Source organism: Flavobacterium fluviale (assembly GCF_003312915.1).
Taxonomy (GTDB): domain Bacteria; phylum Bacteroidota; class Bacteroidia; order Flavobacteriales; family Flavobacteriaceae; genus Flavobacterium; species Flavobacterium fluviale.
Window position 1 is genome coordinate 3343409 of record NZ_CP030261.1, and the last position, 21717, is coordinate 3365125.

A 21717-nucleotide genomic window follows, 5' to 3' on the forward strand; every position below is an offset into this window, starting at 1 on the left:
AAAAAAATGGGTTAAAGTACTGTTATGTAATATTTTATAAAAATAGAATTTTACACTATCAGTTTTTCTTTAAAAGCCCAGAAGAAAGACAGAAAGCATCGTAATAATTAACTTTTTAAAATGCTTCAAATGAATTAATAATAACCATTACCATAAATAAAAAATCATGAGAACTATAAAAGCAGGAGCAAAGTCTGCAGAAGTTTATTACTTAAATGAGCTTTTGGCAAAATTAAAATACAGTGTAATTGTTTCCGATTATTTCGGAACAGCAACCGATAAGGCAGTTAAAGATTTTCAATCCAATAATAATTTAGTTGTTGACGGCGTAGTAGGATTAAAAACCTGGTCGGCACTTTTAGAGAAAAGTAAAAATAGTTTTTCGTCTAACAGCAAACTGCTTTCAGAACAAAATTTAATCGATTTTTCAAATCAGTTTAATCTTGAACTGGCAGTTGTAAAAGCGGTAAATGAAGTAGAAAGCAACGGAAAAGGTTTTTTAATTGACGGACGTCCGAAGATTTTGTTTGAAGGCCATATTTTTTGGCGTGAATTAGAGAAAAGAGGAATTAATCCGAGATCTTATTTGAATTCAAATAATCAGGATATTCTATTTGAAAACTACACTAAAAAATATTATGTAGGAGGAACAGCGGAATATACGCGTCTGGAAAAAGCGAGAAACTTGGGTCAAGACAAAAAAATTAAAGATGCAGCCAACAGTTCAGCTTCGTGGGGATTATTTCAGATAATGGGTTTTAATGCGCTATCAATTGGATATAAAAGCGTAGATGAATTTGTAGAAAAAATGAACCAAAACGAAGGCGAGCATTTAAAAGCTTTCGGATTATTCCTCGAAAAAAACAATTTGATATCTCTTCTCAGAAATAAAAATTGGGCGTCTTTCGCTCTAAAATACAATGGACCAGCCTATAAAACCAACAAATATGATGAGAAGTTAATGAGAGCTTATCAGAAATACTTATGAGAATTAAAAATTTAGAATTAGAATTTAGAATTTAGAAATTAAAAATTTAGAATTAAAAATTAAAAATTAGCTCTAAATAAGCCTTTGTGGATCTTAGCGAAAGTTCTTAGCGGTATAATCTATGTTCAAAAACCTGAAACTTGAAACTTGAAACTTGAAACAAAAAAACAAAACCCGACAAGATCTTTAAAATCAGTCGGGTCTTTTATTTTATAATAACAGGAAACTTATCTCAAACTTGCTCCAAGTTCAGTTTCGAACGTTTGTTGTAATTTAGACATGATTTTATCAATCTGAGCATCCGTTAACGTTTTGCTGTTATCTTGAATAGTAAAACTCAAAGCATATGATTTTTTGCCTTCTGGTAATTTATCACCTTGGTAAACATCAAATAAATTAATGTCTTTTAAAAGCGCTTTTTCAGTTTGCTTAGCCAAATTAAAAATGCTTTCGTAAGAAGTATTTTGATCAATTAATAAAGCTAAATCCCTGCGAACTTCGGGATATTTAGGGATTTCACTATACTTAATTTTTCCAGTAATGATTTTTAAAACCAAATCCCAGTTAAAATCAGCATAATAAACATCTTGTTTGATTCCGAAGTGCTTCAAAATAGGTTTTTTAACAACACCCATTTCAACCAAAATATCATTATTATAAGTAATTGCAGTTCCTTCCGAATAAATATCAGATTGAACCGGCGTATTTGAAATCTTTTCAATTCCTAAACGAGATAAAATTGCTTTTACGTATCCTTTCAATAAGAAGAAATCTGTTGTTTTCTGCGGACTTGTCCAGCTTTCTTTGTTTCTGTTTCCAGAAATTAATAAAGAAAGATGTTTATGCTCTTCATATCCGTTTAAATATTTATGATATGTTTTACCGAATTCGAATAATTTTAAATCCGAATTTTTTCTGTTGATATTATAAGAAACCGCTTCTAATCCAGAAAACAATAATGACTGACGAAGTGTTGCTAAATCGCTGCTCAAAGGATTCAGCATCGAAACATTGTGTTCTTCTTTTAAAGAAGTCGATAATTTTGCATAAGCAGCAGTTGTCAATGAATTCGCCATCATTTCATGGAAACCTTGAGAATTCAATTGAGAAGCAATTACGTTTTGTACTTTATAATCTTCAGTTCTTGGTGAATTCGCTACTGTCGCATTAAATTTCTTAGAGAAATTAATGTTATTGTATCCATAAACTCTGAGAATTTCTTCGATTACGTCAATTTCACGCTGAACATCAACGCGGTATGCTGGAATAGTTAAACCTAAACCAGAATCTGAAACGCTGTTTACTTTAATATCTAGAGAAACTAAAATCTTTTTGATAGTATCTTTAGAAATTTCTTGTCCAATAATTTTAGATACATGGCTGAAATTCAATAAAACAGAAAAATCTTCTACTTTTTTAGGATATACTTCTACCACATCAGAAGTGATTTTTCCGCCCGCAACTTCCTGAATCAAAAGTGCAGCACGTTTTAAAGCATATTCTGTAATTGTTGGGTCGATTCCTCTTTCAAATCTAAAAGAAGCATCTGTACTTAATTGATGTCTTTTTGCAGTTTTACGAATACTAACAGGATCAAAATAAGCACTTTCTAAGAAAATAGTTGTTGTTCCTTCAGAAACTCCAGATTTTTTTCCGCCAAAAACACCAGCAATACAAAGAGGTCCTTTTTCGTCACAAATCATTAAATCTTCTTTGTGTAATGTTCTTTCAACATCATCAAGAGTGACAAACTTAGTTCCTTCTTCAACAGTTTTTACAATGATTTTTCCGTTAATTTTCGCAGCGTCAAAAGCATGTAAAGGCTGTCCTAGTTCATGTAGAACATAATTGGTAACGTCAACAATATTATTTTTTGGAGTTAATCCAATAGCTTTTAAACGATCTTGTAACCAGCTTGGAGATTCGTGAACAGAAATTCCAGAAATAGTTACACCACAATATCTCGGTGCTAAATGATTGTCCTCAACATTTACATCAATTTTAAGCGTACGCATGTCAACTCTAAAATTGCTTACAGAAGGTGTAATCAATTCGACGTTTACGCCGCGTTGCAGCATTCCAGCTCTTAAATCACGAGCCGTTCCATAATGACTCATCGCATCAGCACGGTTTGGTGTCAATCCGATTTCAAAAACTTCATCATTTGTAACTTGAAAAACTTCAGATGCAGGAGTTCCTGGAACAAGATCATCAGCAAGAACCATAATTCCATCATGGCTGTTTCCTAAACCTAATTCATCCTCAGCACAAATCATTCCGTGGCTTTCCTGACCTCGGATTTTTCCTTTTTTGATGGTAAATTCTCCACCATCTTTATCGTATAAAATAGTTCCGATTGTAGCAACTGGTACTTTTTGTCCTGCAGCCACGTTCGCAGCACCGCATACAATTTGTATAGGAGCTTCTAAACCAACATTGACTGTAGTAACTTTCAATCTATCTGCATCAGGATGTTTCTCGCAAGTTAGAACATGTCCAACAACAACTCCTTCTAATCCTCCTTTAATTGATTGGTATTTTTCGACAACTTCAACCTCTAAACCTAAATCTGTTAGTAATTCAGAAGTCTGCTCAGATGTCCAATCTGTTTTAATAAATTGTTTTAACCAGTTGTAAGATATTTTCATTTTAGTTCTTTAATTCTTTGTATGAGGTTACAAATATAAGGATTGCGCGTTGCAGTAGGAAAAAATTAAGTAGTTTTTTCGAGTTGTTTTTAAATGAATGAAAAATGCTGGCTAGTAATTATTTATTGTTTGGTGTAAAGAAATTTTGATAAAGAAATTTTATACACAAACTAAAATAAATGAATGTGTAATTTATAATGCAACATGAGTAAAAAGTGCTATTTTGTTTTTTACTAACTTAATTTGAAATAAAAAACAAAAAAAAATAGTGCCATAACCGAGTTGAAAAACTCTGAATTGATGCCAATTACAGCACTCTCTTGTTGCTTTTTTAAATCAGCTCCTCCACGTGTTTTTTAATGTTTTCTGATATTTTTTTGGTCGGAAGATCATTTTCATCATCTCCAAACGGATCTTCAATTTCTTCTGCAATTAGCTCCAAACTAGCTAATACATAAAATATAAAAACAACAACAGGCGCAACCAGGTAGCCTAAACTCACAGAATATCCAAACGGAAGCGTCATCGTATAAAAGAAGATGAATTTTTTTATAAAAGCACTGTAAGAGTAGGGAATAGGTGTATTTTTGATTCTTTCGCAAGCCCCGCATATATCTGTAAAAGCAACCAATTCGTCATTCAAAGTAATAAGCTGATCTCCGGTAATCTTTTTTGCTTCATACAAATCATTGATTTTATGATAAATAATTTTCTTTAATTGATTGGGTTTGTGTTTATGATGATCAATTTCTAAGTCTACATCTTCAAAAAGCTGTTTGCTGGTGTCTTCATCTTTTAAATGTTTGTGTAGAATATCAGCATACATGGGAATATATTTTCTAAAAAATTTCTTGTCGTTTTCGTCTTTTAAAATTGCAGATAGTTTTATGGAAAAGTTACGACTGTTATTTACAAGCTGGCCCCAAAGTTTGCGACCTTCCCACCAGCGGTCATAAGCTGTGTTTGTTCTAAAAACAAGTAAAAGTGAAATTACAAAGCCCAGCATTCCATGCATAATAGGAATGTTGTGGATGTAATCGTTTTTAGAAACTTTGAAATATTCGACTTCTAGATAGCCTATTATAGCAGCATATATTCCAATGGCAATCATAATGGGCAACAGTTTTCGAACCGTATCAGATTTATGAAAATGAAAAATAAAAGTAAACCAGTCCTTGGTATTGTAAGTGATCATTTAAGTTTGTTTTGAAACAAATTTAAATTAAAAATTAACCTGTTTTGACATAATTTTAAAAAAAATATTCTATGAGAAAAAGGCATGATTTAGTTACTATAGTAAGCATTTCACTCCAAAAAAACGCGCCTAATTATGCAGCTTTTTAGAATGAAACGCCCTTTTTAAGTTCTACAAACCTAGGTTTTTTATCTATTGAAATTAATCACAATAAGTTAAAAAGTGATATTTCCTGCTAATTCTTTTAAGGCAATTTCAGATAATTTTGCTTCATATTGTGCGTTGCTGTAGCGCACTTTTGCGTTCACATAATTAAGCTGCGCTGTTCTAAAATCTATTGTTGTAATAGTTCCAATTTTAAACTTATCAAGTGTAATGTCTAAATTTTGTTTCGCGATAGCTTCATTATCTTCTTCTAGCTCAATTAACTCAAGATTGGTCATATAAGTTTGAAAAGCAGTACTCAACTGTGTGTTTAAGATCATGCCTTGCTGTTCGATAGCAATCTGGGTGTTTTCAATCTGCATTTTCGCCACTTTTTCGTTACGATGCTGATTGAAGCCATCAAAAATATTCATCGAAGCATTAAAACCATAATTTAAACCTCTTGAAGAATTCTCGCTGGTAAATCCTAAACTGGACTCGCTTTCAGCGAAATTATAACCTGTTGTTAAACGTAAGACAGGATATCGATCTGCTCTTACTTGTTTGAGCTGCAGTTCGGCAATACGTTTGTTAATTACTTGGGCTTCAAGTGCTGGGTTTTGCTTTTGGGCTAGTTCCATTAAATCGACCAAAACTAATTTATTATCAACGACAACTTCATTTGTCACTTTGAAATCAATTTGTGGATCGCGGGCTAAGTATTGGTTCAACAAGATTTTAGCATTAGCATAAGATTCTTTTTGTCTCAATAAAGCAACTTGATCAGAATTTAAATCAACTTGAGCATTTAAAACTTCTAATTTAGAAGCTTTTCCGATACTGAATCTGTTTTGAGCTAAAGTCAGTCTTTGCTTTGAAATTACAATTGTAGTATCTAAAGCAGCTAATTGGTGCTGCTGCTGTACTAAATCATAATAAGCAGAATTTACCTGACCGATTTTTACTAAAATAGTTCTTTTAAGTTCGGCATCGCCAAGTTTTTGAAGTTCTTTTAACTGATCGTATCTGGCAAACATTTTCATTCCGTCAAATACGGTCCAGCCTAAACTTACTCCATAATTTAAGCTGTTGTTTTTAGCGTTGTCTAAAGTAGTCGATGTACCATCTTGACGTACTTGTGTAGAATTTGTAATATTGTTATTATCAACTATAGAGGCGGTTGCAGTTGGCAGCATTCCTGCATTTCCAACCGTTACGTTAGTTTCGCCAATTTTGGAATTATTTTTTGCAATTTTAATTTCAAAATTATTTTCCAGTGCTATAGTCATAGCCTGTTCAATAGTTAGAACTTCCTGGGCATTCGCCTGAATCACGCACGCGAAAAGAATTAGTAAAGTGCAGTATATATTTTTGATATTCATTTTTTTATTTCTTTTACCGGACAATCAGGAATTTAGGATTGTAAAATTCGTAATTTTTTGGATTCTATTTTATACTTTCTCTTTCGTATTCATCAATATGATCAAACTCCGGATAGTGTTTTCTGGCTCTAGACCACATTAAATAGATCGCAGGAATAACAAAAAGCGTTAAAGCCAATGAAAATATTGTACCTCCTACAATTACAACTCCCATACCAATTCTACTGGTTGACGCAGCACCAAGTGACATTGCAATTGGAAGTGCTCCTAAAGCAATAGCTAAACTGGTCATTAAAATTGGACGTAAACGTGCTTCTGAAGCTTCTAAAATTGCTTCTAATTTCGGTTTTCCTTGTTCTCTTAACTGATTGGCAAATTCGACAATCAAAATACCATTTTTAGTTACCAGACCAATTAACATTACGGTACCAATCTGACTGAAGATATTCCAAGTTTGATTAAATAACCAAAGAGAAAATAAAGCCCCGGCAACTGCCATTGGAACGGTTAAAATGATAATGAATGGATCTATAAAACTTTCAAACTGCGCTGCGAGGATCAAGAAAATTAATAATAATGCTAATCCGAAGGCGAAAGAAGTATTCGAGCTGCTTTCTACGAAATCTCGTGATTCACCGCTTAGATCGGTTGTAAAACTTTCGTCTAAAACTTTAGCTTTAATTCTGTCCATTTCTTGGATACCATCACTAATACTTTTTCCAGGTGCCAGTCCAGCCGATACAGTTGCCGACATATAACGATTGTTATGATACAATTGAGGTGGATTACTTTGTTCGTAAACTTTTACAACGTTATCCATTTGAATTAATTCGCCATTTCGGTTTTTCACAAATATCGAAGTTAAGTCTAAAGGTTTCGATCTGTCTTTTTGATCAAATTGTCCAATTACTTGATATTGTTTTCCGTTTTTGATGAAATATCCAAAACGCTGTCCGCTTAAAGAAAGTTGTAAAGTCTGTGCGATGTCAAGAATCGAAATTCCTAAACTTTCGGCTTTGGCACGGTCAATTGTTACGTTTAGTTCTGGTTTATTGAATTTTAGATTAACATCGGTAGTAGAAAACACATCGCTTTTTCCAACTTCATTCATAAAAACAGGAATTTTTTCTCTTAATTTATCAAATGTTGGAGCTTGAATGATGTACTGAATTGGTAGTCCGCCACGTCTGTTTACCGCAATTGTAGGCTGTTGAATTACAGATGTTTTTGCATCTGGATATTTTTTAGTCCATTTTGACAATTTATCGGCAATTTCTTTTTGAGATCTTTCACGCTCTTCTGGATTCTTTAAAGAAAGTCTGATAAAACCAGAGTTTGCTGCAGAACCTCCTGAACCAGGAGCGGTTATTACAAGACTGACTTTCTTTTCTGGAATTGAATCGTCAACCAATTGAGAGATTTCCTGCATGAATCGATTAGTATATTCATAAGAAGAACCTTCTGGAGTTGTCATACGCATGGTTACAGAACTACGATCATCATAAGGAGCTGTTTCTTTAGGCAGAATAGTGAAAAACAAATAGATAATTCCAAAACAAACAATCAAAATAGGAAAACTAATCCATTTTTTAGCCATAAATTTTGAAAGAGCTTCTGCATAACTGCTATTCATTTTTTCAAAAAACGGTTCTGTTTTAATGTAGAATTTTGATTTTTTCTGTTCGCCGCCTTTCATTAAATAAGCATTCAGCATTGGCGTTAAAGTCAATGACACAAAGGCAGAAATTAATACCGCGGCACCAATTACAACACCAAATTCCCTAAAGAGTCGTCCTACGAAACCTTCTAAGAAAATCACGGGTAAAAATACCGAAGCGAGTGTTACGGAAATAGAGATAACAGCGTAGAAAATTTCGTTTGAACCTTTAATTGCCGCTTCAATAGGCGACATTCCTTCTTCAACTTTTTTAAAGATATTTTCGGTAACAACGATTCCGTCATCAACAACTAAACCTGTTGCCAGAACAATTGCTAAAAGCGTTAATACATTTATAGAAAATCCTAAAAGCCACATTACGAAAAATGTAGCAATTAACGATACGGGAATATCAATTAAAGGCCTGAATGCGATTGCCCAGTCCCTAAAAAACAAATAGATAATTATAATTACTAAAAGTATTGAAATCCCTAAAGTTTCGACAACCTCAAGCACCGATTTTTTTACAAACTGCGTATTGTCCAAAGCAATATTCAGCTTAATATCTTTAGGAAGATCATTTTTTAAAGCTTCGTATTTTTTATAGAATTCAGATGAAATATCTAAGTAATTAGCCCCAGGCATTGGCACAATTGCTAGTCCAATCATTGGCATTCCAGAAGATGTTAATCCAGTCTCGATATTTTCTGGACCTAATTCTGCACCGCCTATATCACTTAAACGAACAATTTTATCGCCGTCTGTACGAATGATGATATTATTAAATTCTTCTGGTCTGGATAAATTTCCAATTGTTTTTACGGTTAATTCAGTATTGTTTCCGGTTAATTTTCCAGAAGGTAATTCTACATTTTGAGCGTTTAAAGCGGTTCGGACTTCTGCCACTGTACAGCCATAAGCGGCAAGTTTTGCAGGATCGATCCATAAACGCATTGCATAACGCTTTTGACCCCAAATTTGAACCGCACTTACTCCAGGAATAGTTTCTAAACGCTGAGAAATCACATTTTCGGCATAATCACTCAGTTCTAAGGAACTTCGAGTATCACTCTGGACAGTCATAGAAATGATAGATTCACTATCGGCATCTGCCTTAGAAACAACTGGTGGTGCATCAATATCCTGTGGTAGATTTCTAATGGCCTGCGAAACTTTATCACGAACGTCGTTCGCAGCTTCTTCTAAATCTTTGTCAAGGTTAAACTCGATCGTGATGTTACTGCTTCCTTGGTTGCTGGAAGAAGTAATGTTTCGAATTCCGTCAATTGCATTTACTGCTTTTTCAAGAGGTTCCGTAATTTGTGATTCAATAATGTCAGAATTGGCACCTGTATAATTGGTACGAATAGAAACCTGTGCAGGGTCGATAGAGGGAAATTCCCTGACTCCTAAAAATGTATAACCAATAAAACCGAATAGTATAATTAATAAATTCAGTACAATGGTTAAAACAGGCCTTTTTATACTTGTAGTTGATAAACTCATTTGTAATTTTAGATTTTAGTCCCGATCCCGAAATCTCGGGACAGGATAGATTTTAGATTTGTTGAGGATTTTAAACTCATAACTTATAATCCAAACCTTATAACTTAAATGTTATTTTTGTACTTTAACTTTAATTGGAGCTTCGTCTTTTAATGACATAACACCGCTTGTTATTAAAGTATCACCAGCTTTTAATCCTGATAAAATCAAAATTGACGAATCAGTTCTTGTCGTGGCATCAACCATAACTTCCTTAGCTTGTCCGTTATTAGCAATAAAGACTTTTTTACCATCTTGAATTGGAATAATAGCTTGTGAAGGAACTACAATTGCATCTTTAATTGTGTTTAAAGGTAATTTTACATCAGCAAAAGTTCCCGGGAAGAGTTTTCCATCTGTGTTGTCTGCTATAGCACGAATTTGAAGTGTACGTGTTGCAACTGCAACTTCAGGTTCGATGGCATAAATTTTAGCATTGTATGTTTTACGTGATCCAGAAACGGTAAAATCAATTACAGAACCTGATCTTACTTCTGATGCATATTTTTCTGGTATCGAGAATGTAATTTTTAATTTTCCTGTGTTTACAAGCTTTGCAACTAAAACTGTTGGAGTAATATATGTTCCTGGGGAAATATTTCGTAAACCGATTTTTCCAGAGAACGGAGCTCTTACAGAAGTTTTCGAAATTTGTGCTCTTATTAACTGGCTCTGCGCTTGTGCTGAGGCAAGGTCGGCCTTAGCAATATCTGCTTCTTCTTGACTGATTGCTTCTTTTTGAAGTAAGAGTTTTGCTCTTCTTTCGTTTTCTGCCGCCAAACCTTCTTTGGTTACTGCTTGTCTTAACTGCGCTTTTAATTCAATATCATTTACTTTAAAAAGTACTTGACCTTTGCTTACAAAACTTCCTTCTGTAAAAAATATTCCTTCTACGATTCCTGAAACCTCACTATGAATTTCAACCTGTTCATTTGCATCAATTGATCCTGAAAGTGATAAATTATTATCAAAAGTGACGGTTTTTATTACAATTCCTTTAACAGTTGTTGGAGAATTTTTGTCATTGGTTTTTTTAGAGTCGTCGTTTTTACTTTTGTTAGATAACACTCTATAGGTTATGAAGCCTCCTATGGCAACTATTAAAATGGTGTAAATGAGGTGTTTTACTTTCATAAAAATTGAAGTGAATATGGTTTTAGGTCTGTGTTTTTAGTAAGTAGCAAATTTAACTTTTTGTTGTGAAATCGGAAGCTGTTAGCTTTTATTTAACACTTGTATGGACAAGGGTTTGCATTTAGACTGCAAGGGGATCAAAAGGTTTAATAAAAGAATAATATTTTTTAAAGCGATTATGAAGATTTGAAAAAATCTAGTAAGGCAAGCGAGCTAAGAATAAAATACTGCTTAAGTCAGATTTTATATAGGTTTATATGAAATTGATGTTTTTTGTCTGATTTTTTTTGCAGTTTAACGATTTTATTTGTAACATTGGTATGTTAAACAAAATGACAGTCTTGTACAGTAATGATACTGTTTAATATGGTTGTTTATGTTAAAATGTATTTGTTTAAAGTTGTTTTTTATGTTTTTTTCAGCTTAAGGCTGAAAATTATATTAACAAATGTTTATTGTTTTGCTGATTTAATTAATATCATATAACATTCATCTATGAAGAAAAAATTACTTCTAACTTTATGGTTTACATTTTTACTTCTTTCAGCAGGTTATCTGTTTTGGCAGAATGAGTTTAAGTACAATCTTCCTACGCCATTACCACAAAATTATAATATGATTGCAATGGGTTCTAAAATTAAACTTGGAGCATGCTGTGCATTCGATAACAAACCTGTTTTTATACATTTCTTTAATCCCGACTGTCCATGTTCACGGTTCAATGTACCGCATGTTAGTGAATTAATTAAAAAATATGGAGATAAGGTGAATTTTAAAATTGTAGTGTTAAACAAAAAAAAGAGTTTTACAATTGATGAAATTCAAAAGAAGTTTGACGCGGCAGTACCTGTCTATTTTGATCATGCAATTGCTGAAAAATGTGGTGTTTTTTCAACTCCGCAAGCAGTGTTACTAGATGCTTCTCACAATTTATATTACAGAGGAAATTACAATAAAACGAGATATTGTACAGATGCTAAAACTAATTACGCACAAATGGCAATTGATTCTCTGCTAAGTAAAAATCATAATCCCGCTTTTGATGCTTTTGCCCTAAGAGCATACGGATGTTCGTTACCAAATTGTACTAAATAAATCTCACCTAAATCAAAAAATTAAACCTATGAAAACAAAAGCTAGTTTAAATGAACAAGATTATCTGCACAGTTTTATGTCAACAATGACACAGAAATCTGATACGATTATTAATTATGTGCTTGCCGTTTATTTTCTTCTCGGAATAGGCTTATCCTTTAAATACGACACTTTCGAAATTGGAGTTGGAGTAGGGACCATCAATCTTTTAGCTTATTATTCGGCTAAGTTTTTTATGAAGAATTCTAAGTTTTACCAGTATGTTTTGTCAGTTGTTCTTGCCATTTTTATGGCTCAATACATTTATCAGATGCATGGGATGTTCGAAATGCATTTTACAGTATTTATTGCCAGCACGATTTTAATCATTTATCAGAATTGGAAACTTCAAATTCCGTTGACGCTTTTGGTGGTGCTTCATCACGCGGGTCTGGCTTACTTGCAGAATTTCATTTATAATGATGCAAACGGACTTCAAGTTTATTTTTCGCAAGTAAATTTTGATTTAGAAACACTTCTTATTCACACTATTCTTGCCGCTGTTGTATTTTTTATGAACGGTTATTGGGCATATTATTTTAAAGAACACAGTGAAAATCATATCTCTAAAATTTCAGATGAATATGAGTTGGAAAATATGAAACTGGCTTCTGCAAAATACAGTTCGATGTCGGCTACAAAAGATTATAATGATTTTATTCACAGGACAACATTAGATTTAAAGCTGCCTGTAAACTCAGTTTTAAAATTAATTGATGTTTCAAAAGGACATACCGATAATGATAAATTGCTTACTTACCTTGAAATGATGAGAGAAAGCGCCAAGAAAATTGATGATTTAGTTAATGATATTCATGTAAAATCTACAAGCAGCAGGAGTTAGAATTCTTAAGAACCAACTTCCAAATATTAATTTTTAAACCTGTTGTAATGTTTAAGCATGATTTGCCAACTGCGGTTCCAACACTGCATAATTTGAAAAAGACTATAGATCATTTTTTGAGTGATAGTATTACACTAAATTCAATCGATAAGATTGGCGCTGCATCTGAATTTGAAGCAGAAGTTAAAGAGATTTTAAAAGGATATAGAAATAATTCTCAAGTTTATAATCTTGATTTTCAATACAAAAAACTAATTCAGATTATTACAGATATTCACAATCTTAATCTGGCGGTGAATAATGAGATTCCAGAGTGGCTTGAAAGCGAATTGGGAGTGGTTTTTCATAAAATCAGAAATATACTGCTTGTTTTGGAAATCGAATTAAATTAAAAATTTTAAAGATTCATTTTAAGAGCTGTTGAATTGTAAATTAATTTAAATGTAAAATTTATGGATACCAGATTTAATCGCCCAACTCCTTCAGATCGAGAAGTAGATTGGAATAAGAATAAAGTACTGCTCAGTAAAACCGACAAAAAGGGAACCATTTTATATGCCAATGAAGACTTTATAGATGTTTCTGGTTATGATGAATTTGAGCTTGTTGGCCAGCCTCATAATATAATCCGCCATCCAGATATGCCAAAAGTGATTTTTAAATTCTTATGGGATAGTATTAAATCGAGCGAAAATATTCATGTTATTATAAAAAACATGGCAAAAACGGGTCGCTATTATTGGGTTGTAACCGATTTTAAAATTATTGCAGATACCGACGGAGAAATTGTAGGTTTCTTTGGAACAAGAAAATCAGTTCCAAATGAAATTATTGTCAAGTTTATTGAGCCTTTATACAAAAAACTATTGCAGATTGAAGAAACCAGCGGTTTACAAGCATCTGAAGAATATTTAGTTGGTTTTCTGGAAGAAAGAAAAAAAACGTATATGGAATATATTGATCATTTAATTGCCACTGGAAAAGATGATAAAAATAAAATAAGCAAAGGTTTATTCAGCGGATTATTTGATAAAAGTCCAAAGAAATAATTACAAAACATAAATATGCTTCATTGTATCAATTTGAATATTCGTTAAAGATTTTTCCCCCAACAAATCCAAATCACCTGAATATTGAAACTTAAAATTTAAGACTGGTACAGTGAAGTATTTTTTTTAAAGGTTCTAAGGTACTGAGGGGCTAAGGGGCTAAGGTTTTTTATATTGTAAGATCTTAGGTTTTTTATTAGTCCTCGACCTCGCTCAGAATGACAATCAAGTAATAAGTTATAGTATAATACCTCAGTATCTCAGTACCTTAGAAACTCAGTCTAGTTCCTAAGGAAATATAATTCCAAATATTTTTCTTTTACGGTTCTAAGGGGTTAAGGTTTTTTTATTAGTCTTCGACTTCGCTCAGAATGACAATGAAGTAATAAGTTATAGTATAATACCTCAGAATCTTAGCACCTCATTACCTCAGTACCTTAGAAGCTTAGTCCCTACGAAATATAATTCCAAATGTTTTTCTTTTTAGTCAATTCTATGAAAATTGCTTTTAGTACAGCATGTTCTGGTTTTTGTAGTGCAGAATCTTCTTTTAAGATTTTCATGGCATAATTTCGAGCCAGAGATAAAATATCTCTATCTTTCACAATATCTGCAATTTGAAGATTTAAAACACCACTTTGCTGTGTTCCCATTAAATCGCCGGGACCGCGAAGTTTAAGGTCAACTTCGGCGATTTCAAAACCATCATTGGTCTGTACCATAGTTTCCATTCTTGTTTTACTGTCAGAACTTAGTTTATGTCCTGTCATTAAAATGCAATAACTTTGTTCTGCGCCTCGACCAACACGCCCGCGGAGCTGGTGCAGCTGCGAAAGCCCAAATCGTTCAGCACTTTCGATAATCATTACACTGGCATTTGGCACATTTACACCAACCTCAATTACCGTTGTAGCCACCATAATATTCGTTTTTCCTTCTGAAAAACGCTTCATTTCAGAATCTTTATCGGCAGGTTTCATTTTTCCGTGTAAAATGGAAATAGAATACTGCGGAAGCGGAAAGTCACGCGAAATACTTTCATAACCGTCCATTAAATCCTTATAATCCATTTTTTCAGATTCTTGAATAAGCGGATAAACAATATAAATTTGTCTTCCCTTTGCGATTTCGTCCCGAAGAAATTTCCACACTTTCAAACGATTGGTATCAAAACGATGTACAGTTTGAATTGGTTTTCTTCCTGGCGGTAATTCGTCGATTACAGAAATATCCAAATCCCCGTATAAACTCATTGCCAAAGTTCTCGGAATAGGCGTTGCAGTCATTACTAAAACGTGCGGCGGAATATTATTTTTCTTCCACAATTTGGAACGCTGTTCCACACCAAAACGATGCTGTTCATCAATTACAGCCAAACCTAAATTTTGGAATTTTACTTTATCTTCTAATAAAGCATGCGTTCCAATTAAAATTTTAAGGCTTCCGTTTTCGAGTTCTTCATGAATAATTTTTCTTTCAGAAGTTTTGGTCGAACCCGTTAAAATCCTGATATTGATGTTTAAAGTATTTGCAAATTCAGACAAACCAATAAAATGCTGATTGGCTAAAATCTCAGTTGGCGCCATTAAGCAGGCTTGAAAACCATTATCAATAGCAAGAAGCATACTCATAAAAGCCACAATTGTTTTTCCAGAACCAACATCACCTTGAAGCAGACGATTCATTTGGGCATTGCTTCCCATGTCTGTCCGGATTTCTTTTATAACTCTTTTTTGAGCGTTTGTCAAATCAAAAGGAAGATGATTTTTATAAAAATCATTAAATAATTCTCCAACTTTATCAAATGGATGTCCTTTTATTTTATGCTTCCGAATAAGATTTTTGGTAATTAATTGAAGCTGTATAAAGAATAATTCCTCAAATTTCAATCTGAATTGCGCTTTCGCTAAAATGTCTGAACTTTTAGGAAAATGAATATTGAATAAGGCTGCTCTTTTCGGAATCAGTTTTAATTCCTCAATCAAATAAGGCGGAAAAGTTTCTGTAAAAAGCGCTTGAGTTTCTAGAAACAATTGCTCCATCAGCTTATTTATCGTACGGTTTGAAATGCCTTTATTGGTTAAAGCTTCCGTAGAAGGATAAACAGGCTGCATGGCAGAGCGTAAACTCCTTTCATGCTCAGTTAGTAATTCAATTTCAGGATGCGCCATACTAAACTGGCTTCCATATAAAGAACATTTTCCAAAAATAACAAGCGGTTCATTCAGCTTTAAAGTTTCGCGAATCCATTTATGACCCTGAAACCAATTTAGGTCAATCTGACCGGTTTCATCAACAAAACTAGCTACGAGACGTTTTTTGTTCTTAGCAAATTCAACTGTTTTTATATTAATTATTTTTCCAATAATCTGAACTTCAGAACCTGTATTTTGTAATTCGTTAATTTTATAATAACGCGTTCTGTCAATATATCGATTTGGAAAAAAATTGACTAAATCTCCATATTTATGAATACCCAATTCCTTACGAAGTAATTGACCGCGGCTTGGACCAACACCTTTCAAGTATTCAATTGGAGTATCTAGGAGATTATTAGACATTAATGTATTTTAGATGGTTGATTTTAAATTAAAAAAAATGGTATTTGTGATTTTCTGATTGGAATTTAATTTGAAAGCGAAGATAAATCTTAATTAGGAAATTTGAAAATGAATTATAGTTTTCAAGTCCAATGTTAACTTATCATTAAATTGCTTAAAGCAAACGCAACCATAGTTATAAAGTAATATCTTATTAATAATTAAACTTTAAAAACTGTAAAATGAAAAAAATTGGACTTTTAATTTTAGTACTTATTTCTCTGGTTTCTTGCTCAAGTGACGAACGTTCTGATGAAAACACAAGATATACTGGAACTGATTATTATGGAAAGTGGATTAATATTGAAAATAATACGCAAGGCTGGAGCGATCACTATGTTTTCAATAGAGATAATACTTTTACAAGAGTGAAAACTGTTAATGGAGTAACTGCAAATCTATCAGGAACTTTTGAAGTAATTATTCGTGAAGAAAAGCCTAATTTTCAATTAACGTATTCTGAACCTTCAAATTTGATCTACAATTGTTCTAATGGCTTCGGAGGAAAGAGCGAGCTTTTGTACATTTTTGATGGTTATTTAGAAAATGCTGCGAGAATGTGTGATTATCAATTAACCTATAGAAAAGACAAATAAAAAACGTAAGTTTGTTTATATATTTAAGAGTATTCAAGCTAGAATTGGATACTTTTTCTTTTTAAATAAATAAAGAATGACTACACATTTAGCTCTTTTACGCGGCATTAATGTTTCAGGACACAACATGATGAAGATGGATGCTTTGAAAACAATGTTGGAAAATATTGGTTTTCAAAATGTCCGCACATATTTACAATCTGGAAATGTTTTTATTGATAGTGAAGAAGATGCATCAAAAGTAGGTTTCATGATTAAACAGGAAATCTTTAAAGTTTTCGGTCATGAAGTTCCAGTTGTTGTAATTTCAAAAGATGATCTTGAATCTTGTTTTTCTAATAATCCGTTTTTAAAAGAGAAAGATGCTGATATCAAAAAGCTGTATGTTGCATTTGTTTCGACAGCTTTAAAAAAAGAAAATATAAATGATTTGAAAATCAGTCAGTTTAAACCGGATGAAGCAAGCATTGATGAAAATAGAATTTTTATAAAATATGCTGTTGGAGCAGGGAAAACTCGTTTTGATCAAAAATATATAGAGAAGAAATTAAACGTAACGGCAACAATAAGAAATTGGAACACAGTTACTAACCTTTTAAATATGTATTCAGAATAATGAAAAAAGTACTAATTATTTTTTGTGTTTTTCTTTTAAGTAATTCATTAACAGCTCAAAAAAAAGCGGTCGTAAAAGAAGAGATTTTCAGCTCCTTTTTAAAGAAATTTAAAGAAAATGAAGAATTTCAATTAAGCAGGGTTAATTTTCCCCTCACAGTTAAAGTGAATAATGATGATTTTGAACTGGTTGATTATGTAATTGCAAAGAAGGATTATAAAATGGTCAAACTAAATGATAAAGGAAGTCAATATCAGCAAAATGAGAATCCTAAAAACAACACCATTATTATCAAGCAGCGCGGCAAGGATAACGGAATTTTTATAGATTATGTTTTTATGAATAAAAAAGGTTTATGGTATTTAAAAACCTGGGTTGACATGTCTACCTAAAGAGATTCCTTACTTTTTAATTAAGTCACAATACCAAAATCCAAAATCAAAAGCTGTTTCATCGTTCGTATCGCAAGCATCATTTGATGAATTCTGATTTGCTGGCTTTTCATATTTTCGGTAAACAATTTCTCCAATTTCAAAATTAATTGGTTGAGAAAATATTGGTCCGTCAAAAGTAAAGGTGTGAAATTCACCATTTTCACCGCATACGTCAACATTCTCAGGAAGATCATTTATGAAATCCTGATCGATAATTCGGCCCACAAAACTTTTGTCTAGATATTTTTCATTCACGCAAACCACAATTGTTTTAAACCCAAGCGATATAAATTCTTGAATCAATTCTGGAGTTGGAATTTTCCAAATTGGAAAAATTCCGGTAAAACCAATTCTGGCCAATTGATTTTCGCGATATTGACGTAAATCTTCCAAAAAAATATCTCCAAAAACAGAATGAGTAATGCCTTTGTTTTTTAATTCTGTTAAAGTCTTATTCATGACATTTTCATAAACTTCCATCGTTGGCATTTCTGGAATTTCCATTATTTTCAAAGGAATACCAATGCTTTCAGCTTGAGCCTGCAATAATTCCACACGAACGCCGTGCATAGAAATGCGCTGATATTGTTTGTTTACGCTTGTTAATAAACATTCAATTTTAAAATCAGGATTTTGAAGAATTTTATACAATGCAAGAGCAGAATCTTTTCCGCTGCTCCAATTAAATAAGGCTTTTTGAGGTACAGACACAATTTGGTATTTTATACTGTAAACTTACAAATTTCATTCTATTTGTTTGTGAAAGGTTTGTAACTTTGGATTTTTACATGCCAAAATGAAAATATTATATAAAGAGGAATTAAAAACTGATTCTAATAGATTGAAAGACTGGGATTATTCAAGTGAAGCAGTTTATTTTATTACTATAGTTACAAAAAATAGAGAATGTATTTTTGGAACTGTTGAAAATGAAAAAATGATTTTGAATGAAAATGGAAAGATAATTGAGAATGAACTTTTTAGATCAATAAATATTCGTAAAAATTGGTTTTTCCATAATTGGATTATTATGCCTAATCATATTCATTTATTAATAGAGATACAAACAAGCAATGTTTCTTCTGTAGAGACGCACAGCAGTGCGTCTACGTCTAGCATATCGAAAACAGATTACAAAATATCTTTGGCGACAAACGTTGCGGAGACGCACTGCAGTGCGCCTCTACAGTACAAATCTGAATCTGAATTAGATTATAAATATGAATCTAATTCTGTAATTTTATCGAATACGCATATCGTAGAGACGCACAGCAGTGCGTCTACGTCCAGCATATCGAAAACAGATTACAACATATCTTTGGCGACAAACTTTGCGGAGACGCACTGCAGTGCGCCTCTACAAAACCAAACTGAACCTAAATTGTCCCGAAAATCAAATTCAATTTCATCTTTTGTCGGGATATTTAAATCAATTACGACAAAACAAATAAATGGTATTGATTCAATTTGGCAAGCAAATTATCACGATCATATTGTTAGGAATTACAAGACTTTCGAAAAGATTTACGATTACATAAAACATAATCCAAGATCTTGGGAGACAGATTCTTTAAAATAAATTTTTCAATGAAATACATTTTTTTATTATTTACTGGTTTTATATTCTCACAGCAAACTCAAAACTTTGATTTTAAATCTGTTTCGGGACAATTGTTGTTGAATTCAAAAGAAAAAATAGTTTCTGGTGCTGTCGATTTCCAGTTTGAGGTCTTGAAAGATTGTGATACTATTTCGCTTGACGCTAAAAACATGGAATTTTCAAATGTGAAAATCAATGATAAAGAAGTCGTTTTCATAAATACTACTAAGCAGTTAAAAATTGTTTTTCCTTTTACAAAAAGTCAGAATCACTTAACTTTTAACTATACGGTAAAACCAAAACAAGCCTTGTATTTTGTTGATACAGAAAACGATGAAGTACAGATCTGGACGCAGGGGCAGGGCAGATACACCAGTAATTGGTTTCCGAGTTTTGACGATGTGAATGAGAAACTAATTTTTAATTTAGGAATTTCTTATGATGCATCCTATCAGGTTGTTTCGAATGGAGTTATAAAACAAAAAACACCAAACGGAAATTTAATTCACTGGCAGTATCAAATGGAAAAACCAATGAGTTCTTACTTATTAATGCTGGCGGTTGGAAAATTTGATAAGAAAGAATTTAAATCTAAAAGTAAAATTCCGTTAGAGTATTATTATGAGCCGAAAGATGCCGATCGTATTGAGCCGACGTATCGCTATTCGCAACGAATTTTTGATTTTCTGGAGAAGGAAATAGGTGTGAAATATCCTTGGCAGATTAACAGACAAATTCCAGTTCGAGATTTCCTGTATGCGGGAATGGAAAATACAACAACGACTTTATTTGCAACTCGTTATGTGGTAGATTCAATTGGTTTTTGCGATCGAAATTACACCAATGTTGACGCTCATGAATTGGCACATCATTGGTTTGGAGATTTAATTACAGCCGAAAGCAGTACACATCATTGGCTTCAAGAAGGATTTGCAACGTATTTTGCTCTTCTGGCAGAAAAAGATATTTATGGAGAAGACTATTTTTATTCAAAATTATACGATACCGCACAGCAGATAAAATTTGCTTCAAGAACAGATACAATTCCGGTTTTAAATGCCAAAGCTAGTTCGCTCACATTTTACGAAAAAGGAGCCTGGACATTATTTGTGCTCCACGAATCGATTGGTGATAAAGCTTTCAAAAAAGCTATAAAAAGTTATCTGAATAAATATGCTTATCAGACTGTAAACACGCAGAACTTCTTTGACGAGATTAAGAAAGTTTCAAATTTCGATCTGGAAAAATTCCAGAAAACTTGGTTAGAATCGACTGCTTTTGATACACCTACTGCAAATGCTTTGTTGAGTAAAAATAAAACGATTCAGAAACGATTGGAAATTGATAAGTTAAAGAAAACACCTTTAGCAGAAAAAATAGATATTTTTAAAAGTACTTTAGAATCAAATGTTTATCATTCGGTAAAAGGAGCAGTTGTTGATCAGTTAGAAAATGAAAAGTATGAGTCTAAAAAACCGCTTTTGCTTTTGGCATTGCAGACCAATAATACTGAAATTCGTCAAAATGTTGCACAAACGCTGACCAAAATTCCTGAAGATTTTAGACTGAATTATGAAACTTTGCTTGATGATAAATCTTATCAAACACAAGAAATAGCACTGTATTGGCTATGGAGAAATTTCCCAGACCATAGAGTAAAATATTTAGATAAATCTAAAAACTGGATTGGTTTTAACGATTATAATCTGCGTACTTTATGGCTTTCGCTAGTATTGTCTACGCCAAATTACAGCAATGATCAAGAATCTCTGATTAATGAACTCATTTCATTTTCATCAACAAAATATGAAGCTACTACACGACAAAATGCTCTAGAAAAACTGCTTGCTTTTAAAATTATTAACGATCAGGTTTTGAGTAATTTAGTTGGGGCAACTACACATCATATGTGGCAATTTTCTAAGTTTGGCAGAGATAATATTCGTATTCTTTTAAAAAATCCAGAAATGCGTGCTTCATTTAATAGAATTTTACCTAATTTGACCCCCGATGAACAGTTTCAATTGAATCGTTTATTGATTGAAAAAAGTTAAAGGTTTTATGTTATAGGTTATGCGTTTTGAAAACCAAAATTTAAGGTGTAAATCATTGATTTATTAGAATATACAATAGAGTAATGAGGTTTAAAGT

At 32.6% G+C, this 21717-nt stretch carries 17 protein-coding genes; 10 read left to right on the forward strand and 7 right to left on the reverse strand.

The window, feature by feature from the left end; all coding sequences use genetic code 11:
* The first annotated feature begins 166 nt into the window (after nt 1-166).
* Complete coding sequence (locus HYN86_RS14640) at nt 167-988, forward strand: N-acetylmuramidase domain-containing protein (protein WP_113678709.1); 822 nt, start codon at nt 167-169, stop codon at nt 986-988.
* Nucleotides 989-1215: 227 nt separating this feature from the next.
* Here the strand turns inward: HYN86_RS14640 and pheT are convergent, their stop codons facing one another.
* The 5 genes from pheT to HYN86_RS14665 form a co-directional block, all read right to left on the reverse strand.
* A complete protein-coding gene (gene pheT, locus HYN86_RS14645; protein ID WP_113678710.1) occupies nt 1216-3636 on the reverse strand; it encodes a phenylalanine--tRNA ligase subunit beta in 2421 nt (806 codons plus the stop codon).
* A 331-nt stretch (nt 3637-3967) separates the two neighbouring features.
* Entirely contained in the window at nt 3968-4831 is an 864-nt protein-coding gene (locus HYN86_RS14650) for a bestrophin family protein (RefSeq protein ID WP_113678711.1), read from the reverse strand.
* Between the two features lie 215 nt (nt 4832-5046).
* The gene (locus HYN86_RS14655; RefSeq protein ID WP_113679957.1) at nt 5047-6357 is read right to left on the reverse strand and encodes a TolC family protein; all 1311 of its coding nucleotides are present in this window, start codon (nt 6355-6357) and stop codon (nt 5047-5049) included.
* Between the two features lie 64 nt (nt 6358-6421).
* Complete coding sequence (locus tag HYN86_RS14660; RefSeq protein WP_113678712.1) at nt 6422-9520, reverse strand: efflux RND transporter permease subunit; 3099 nt, start codon at nt 9518-9520, stop codon at nt 6422-6424.
* 111 nt (nt 9521-9631) lie between these two features.
* Nucleotides 9632-10693, reverse strand: a complete 1062-nt coding sequence (locus HYN86_RS14665; protein ID WP_113678713.1) for an efflux RND transporter periplasmic adaptor subunit — start codon at nt 10691-10693, stop codon at nt 9632-9634.
* Between the two features lie 495 nt (nt 10694-11188).
* On the opposite strand from HYN86_RS14665, the gene HYN86_RS14670 reads away from it, so the two are divergent.
* Genes HYN86_RS14670 through HYN86_RS14685 form a run of 4 tightly spaced genes read left to right on the forward strand, consistent with a single transcriptional unit; the run spans nt 11189 to nt 13720 of the window.
* Nucleotides 11189-11788: a TlpA family protein disulfide reductase gene (locus HYN86_RS14670; protein ID WP_113678714.1), complete on the forward strand. Its 600-nt coding sequence runs from the start codon at nt 11189-11191 to the stop codon at nt 11786-11788.
* Nucleotides 11789-11816: 28 nt separating this feature from the next.
* On the forward strand, nt 11817-12671 hold the full coding sequence (locus tag HYN86_RS14675; protein ID WP_113678715.1) for a hypothetical protein: 855 nt from the start codon (nt 11817-11819) through the stop codon (nt 12669-12671).
* Nucleotides 12672-12718: 47 nt separating this feature from the next.
* Nucleotides 12719-13063, forward strand: a complete 345-nt coding sequence (locus HYN86_RS14680; RefSeq protein ID WP_113678716.1) for a hypothetical protein — start codon at nt 12719-12721, stop codon at nt 13061-13063.
* 60 nt (nt 13064-13123) lie between these two features.
* Nucleotides 13124-13720, forward strand: a complete 597-nt coding sequence (locus tag HYN86_RS14685) for a PAS domain-containing protein (protein ID WP_113678717.1) — start codon at nt 13124-13126, stop codon at nt 13718-13720.
* A gap of 452 nt (nt 13721-14172) precedes the next feature.
* Here HYN86_RS14685 and recG read toward each other — a convergent pair whose 3' ends face one another.
* Nucleotides 14173-16281 carry an ATP-dependent DNA helicase RecG gene (gene recG / locus HYN86_RS14690; protein ID WP_113678718.1) on the reverse strand — a complete coding sequence of 703 codons (2109 nt, stop codon included), beginning with the start codon at nt 16279-16281 and terminating at the stop codon, nt 14173-14175.
* Nucleotides 16282-16502: 221 nt separating this feature from the next.
* Between recG and HYN86_RS14695 the strand changes: the two genes are divergently transcribed.
* The 3 genes from HYN86_RS14695 to HYN86_RS14705 all read left to right on the forward strand — a co-directional run bounded on the left by HYN86_RS14695 (nt 16503) and on the right by HYN86_RS14705 (nt 17924).
* Nucleotides 16503-16916, forward strand: coding sequence for a hypothetical protein (locus HYN86_RS14695; protein ID WP_113678719.1), 414 nt, complete (start codon nt 16503-16505; stop codon nt 16914-16916).
* A gap of 76 nt (nt 16917-16992) precedes the next feature.
* Nucleotides 16993-17532: a DUF1697 domain-containing protein gene (locus tag HYN86_RS14700; protein WP_113678720.1), complete on the forward strand. Its 540-nt coding sequence runs from the start codon at nt 16993-16995 to the stop codon at nt 17530-17532.
* Nucleotides 17532-17924 (forward strand): DUF4348 domain-containing protein, encoded by a 393-nt coding sequence (locus HYN86_RS14705; protein ID WP_113678721.1) that lies wholly within the window; start codon nt 17532-17534, stop codon nt 17922-17924. The genes HYN86_RS14700 and HYN86_RS14705 overlap by 1 nt, the downstream gene beginning before the upstream one ends.
* 9 nt (nt 17925-17933) lie before the next feature.
* Here HYN86_RS14705 and HYN86_RS14710 read toward each other — a convergent pair whose 3' ends face one another.
* Complete coding sequence (locus HYN86_RS14710) at nt 17934-18677, reverse strand: Dph6-related ATP pyrophosphatase (RefSeq protein WP_113678722.1); 744 nt, start codon at nt 18675-18677, stop codon at nt 17934-17936.
* A gap of 85 nt (nt 18678-18762) precedes the next feature.
* On the opposite strand from HYN86_RS14710, the gene HYN86_RS14715 reads away from it, so the two are divergent.
* Together HYN86_RS14715 and HYN86_RS14720 are read left to right on the forward strand one after the other, a co-directional pair.
* Nucleotides 18763-19545: a transposase gene (locus tag HYN86_RS14715; RefSeq protein WP_113678723.1), complete on the forward strand. Its 783-nt coding sequence runs from the start codon at nt 18763-18765 to the stop codon at nt 19543-19545.
* 8 nt (nt 19546-19553) lie between these two features.
* Nucleotides 19554-21620, forward strand: coding sequence for a M1 family metallopeptidase (locus HYN86_RS14720; protein WP_113679958.1), 2067 nt, complete (start codon nt 19554-19556; stop codon nt 21618-21620).
* Nucleotides 21621-21717 lie beyond the last annotated feature (97 nt).

Excerpts from the sequence above, each read along its gene's own strand:
- HYN86_RS14640 (WP_113678709.1), top strand. The coding sequence starts at position 167 with ATGAGAACTATAAAAGCAGGAGCAAAGTCTGCAGAAGTTTATTACTTA.
- pheT (WP_113678710.1), bottom strand. The coding sequence starts at position 3,636 with ATGAAAATATCTTACAACTGGTTAAAACAATTTATTAAAACAGATTGG.
- HYN86_RS14650 (WP_113678711.1), bottom strand. The coding sequence starts at position 4,831 with ATGATCACTTACAATACCAAGGACTGGTTTACTTTTATTTTTCATTTT.
- HYN86_RS14655 (WP_113679957.1), bottom strand. The coding sequence starts at position 6,357 with ATGAATATCAAAAATATATACTGCACTTTACTAATTCTTTTCGCGTGC.
- HYN86_RS14660 (WP_113678712.1), bottom strand. The coding sequence starts at position 9,520 with ATGAGTTTATCAACTACAAGTATAAAAAGGCCTGTTTTAACCATTGTA.
- HYN86_RS14665 (WP_113678713.1), bottom strand. The coding sequence starts at position 10,693 with ATGAAAGTAAAACACCTCATTTACACCATTTTAATAGTTGCCATAGGA.
- HYN86_RS14670 (WP_113678714.1), top strand. The coding sequence starts at position 11,189 with ATGAAGAAAAAATTACTTCTAACTTTATGGTTTACATTTTTACTTCTT.
- HYN86_RS14675 (WP_113678715.1), top strand. The coding sequence starts at position 11,817 with ATGAAAACAAAAGCTAGTTTAAATGAACAAGATTATCTGCACAGTTTT.
- HYN86_RS14680 (WP_113678716.1), top strand. The coding sequence starts at position 12,719 with ATGTTTAAGCATGATTTGCCAACTGCGGTTCCAACACTGCATAATTTG.
- HYN86_RS14685 (WP_113678717.1), top strand. The coding sequence starts at position 13,124 with ATGGATACCAGATTTAATCGCCCAACTCCTTCAGATCGAGAAGTAGAT.
- recG (WP_113678718.1), bottom strand. The coding sequence starts at position 16,281 with ATGTCTAATAATCTCCTAGATACTCCAATTGAATACTTGAAAGGTGTT.
- HYN86_RS14695 (WP_113678719.1), top strand. The coding sequence starts at position 16,503 with ATGAAAAAAATTGGACTTTTAATTTTAGTACTTATTTCTCTGGTTTCT.
- HYN86_RS14700 (WP_113678720.1), top strand. The coding sequence starts at position 16,993 with ATGACTACACATTTAGCTCTTTTACGCGGCATTAATGTTTCAGGACAC.
- HYN86_RS14705 (WP_113678721.1), top strand. The coding sequence starts at position 17,532 with ATGAAAAAAGTACTAATTATTTTTTGTGTTTTTCTTTTAAGTAATTCA.
- HYN86_RS14715 (WP_113678723.1), top strand. The coding sequence starts at position 18,763 with ATGAAAATATTATATAAAGAGGAATTAAAAACTGATTCTAATAGATTG.
- HYN86_RS14720 (WP_113679958.1), top strand. The coding sequence starts at position 19,554 with ATGAAATACATTTTTTTATTATTTACTGGTTTTATATTCTCACAGCAA.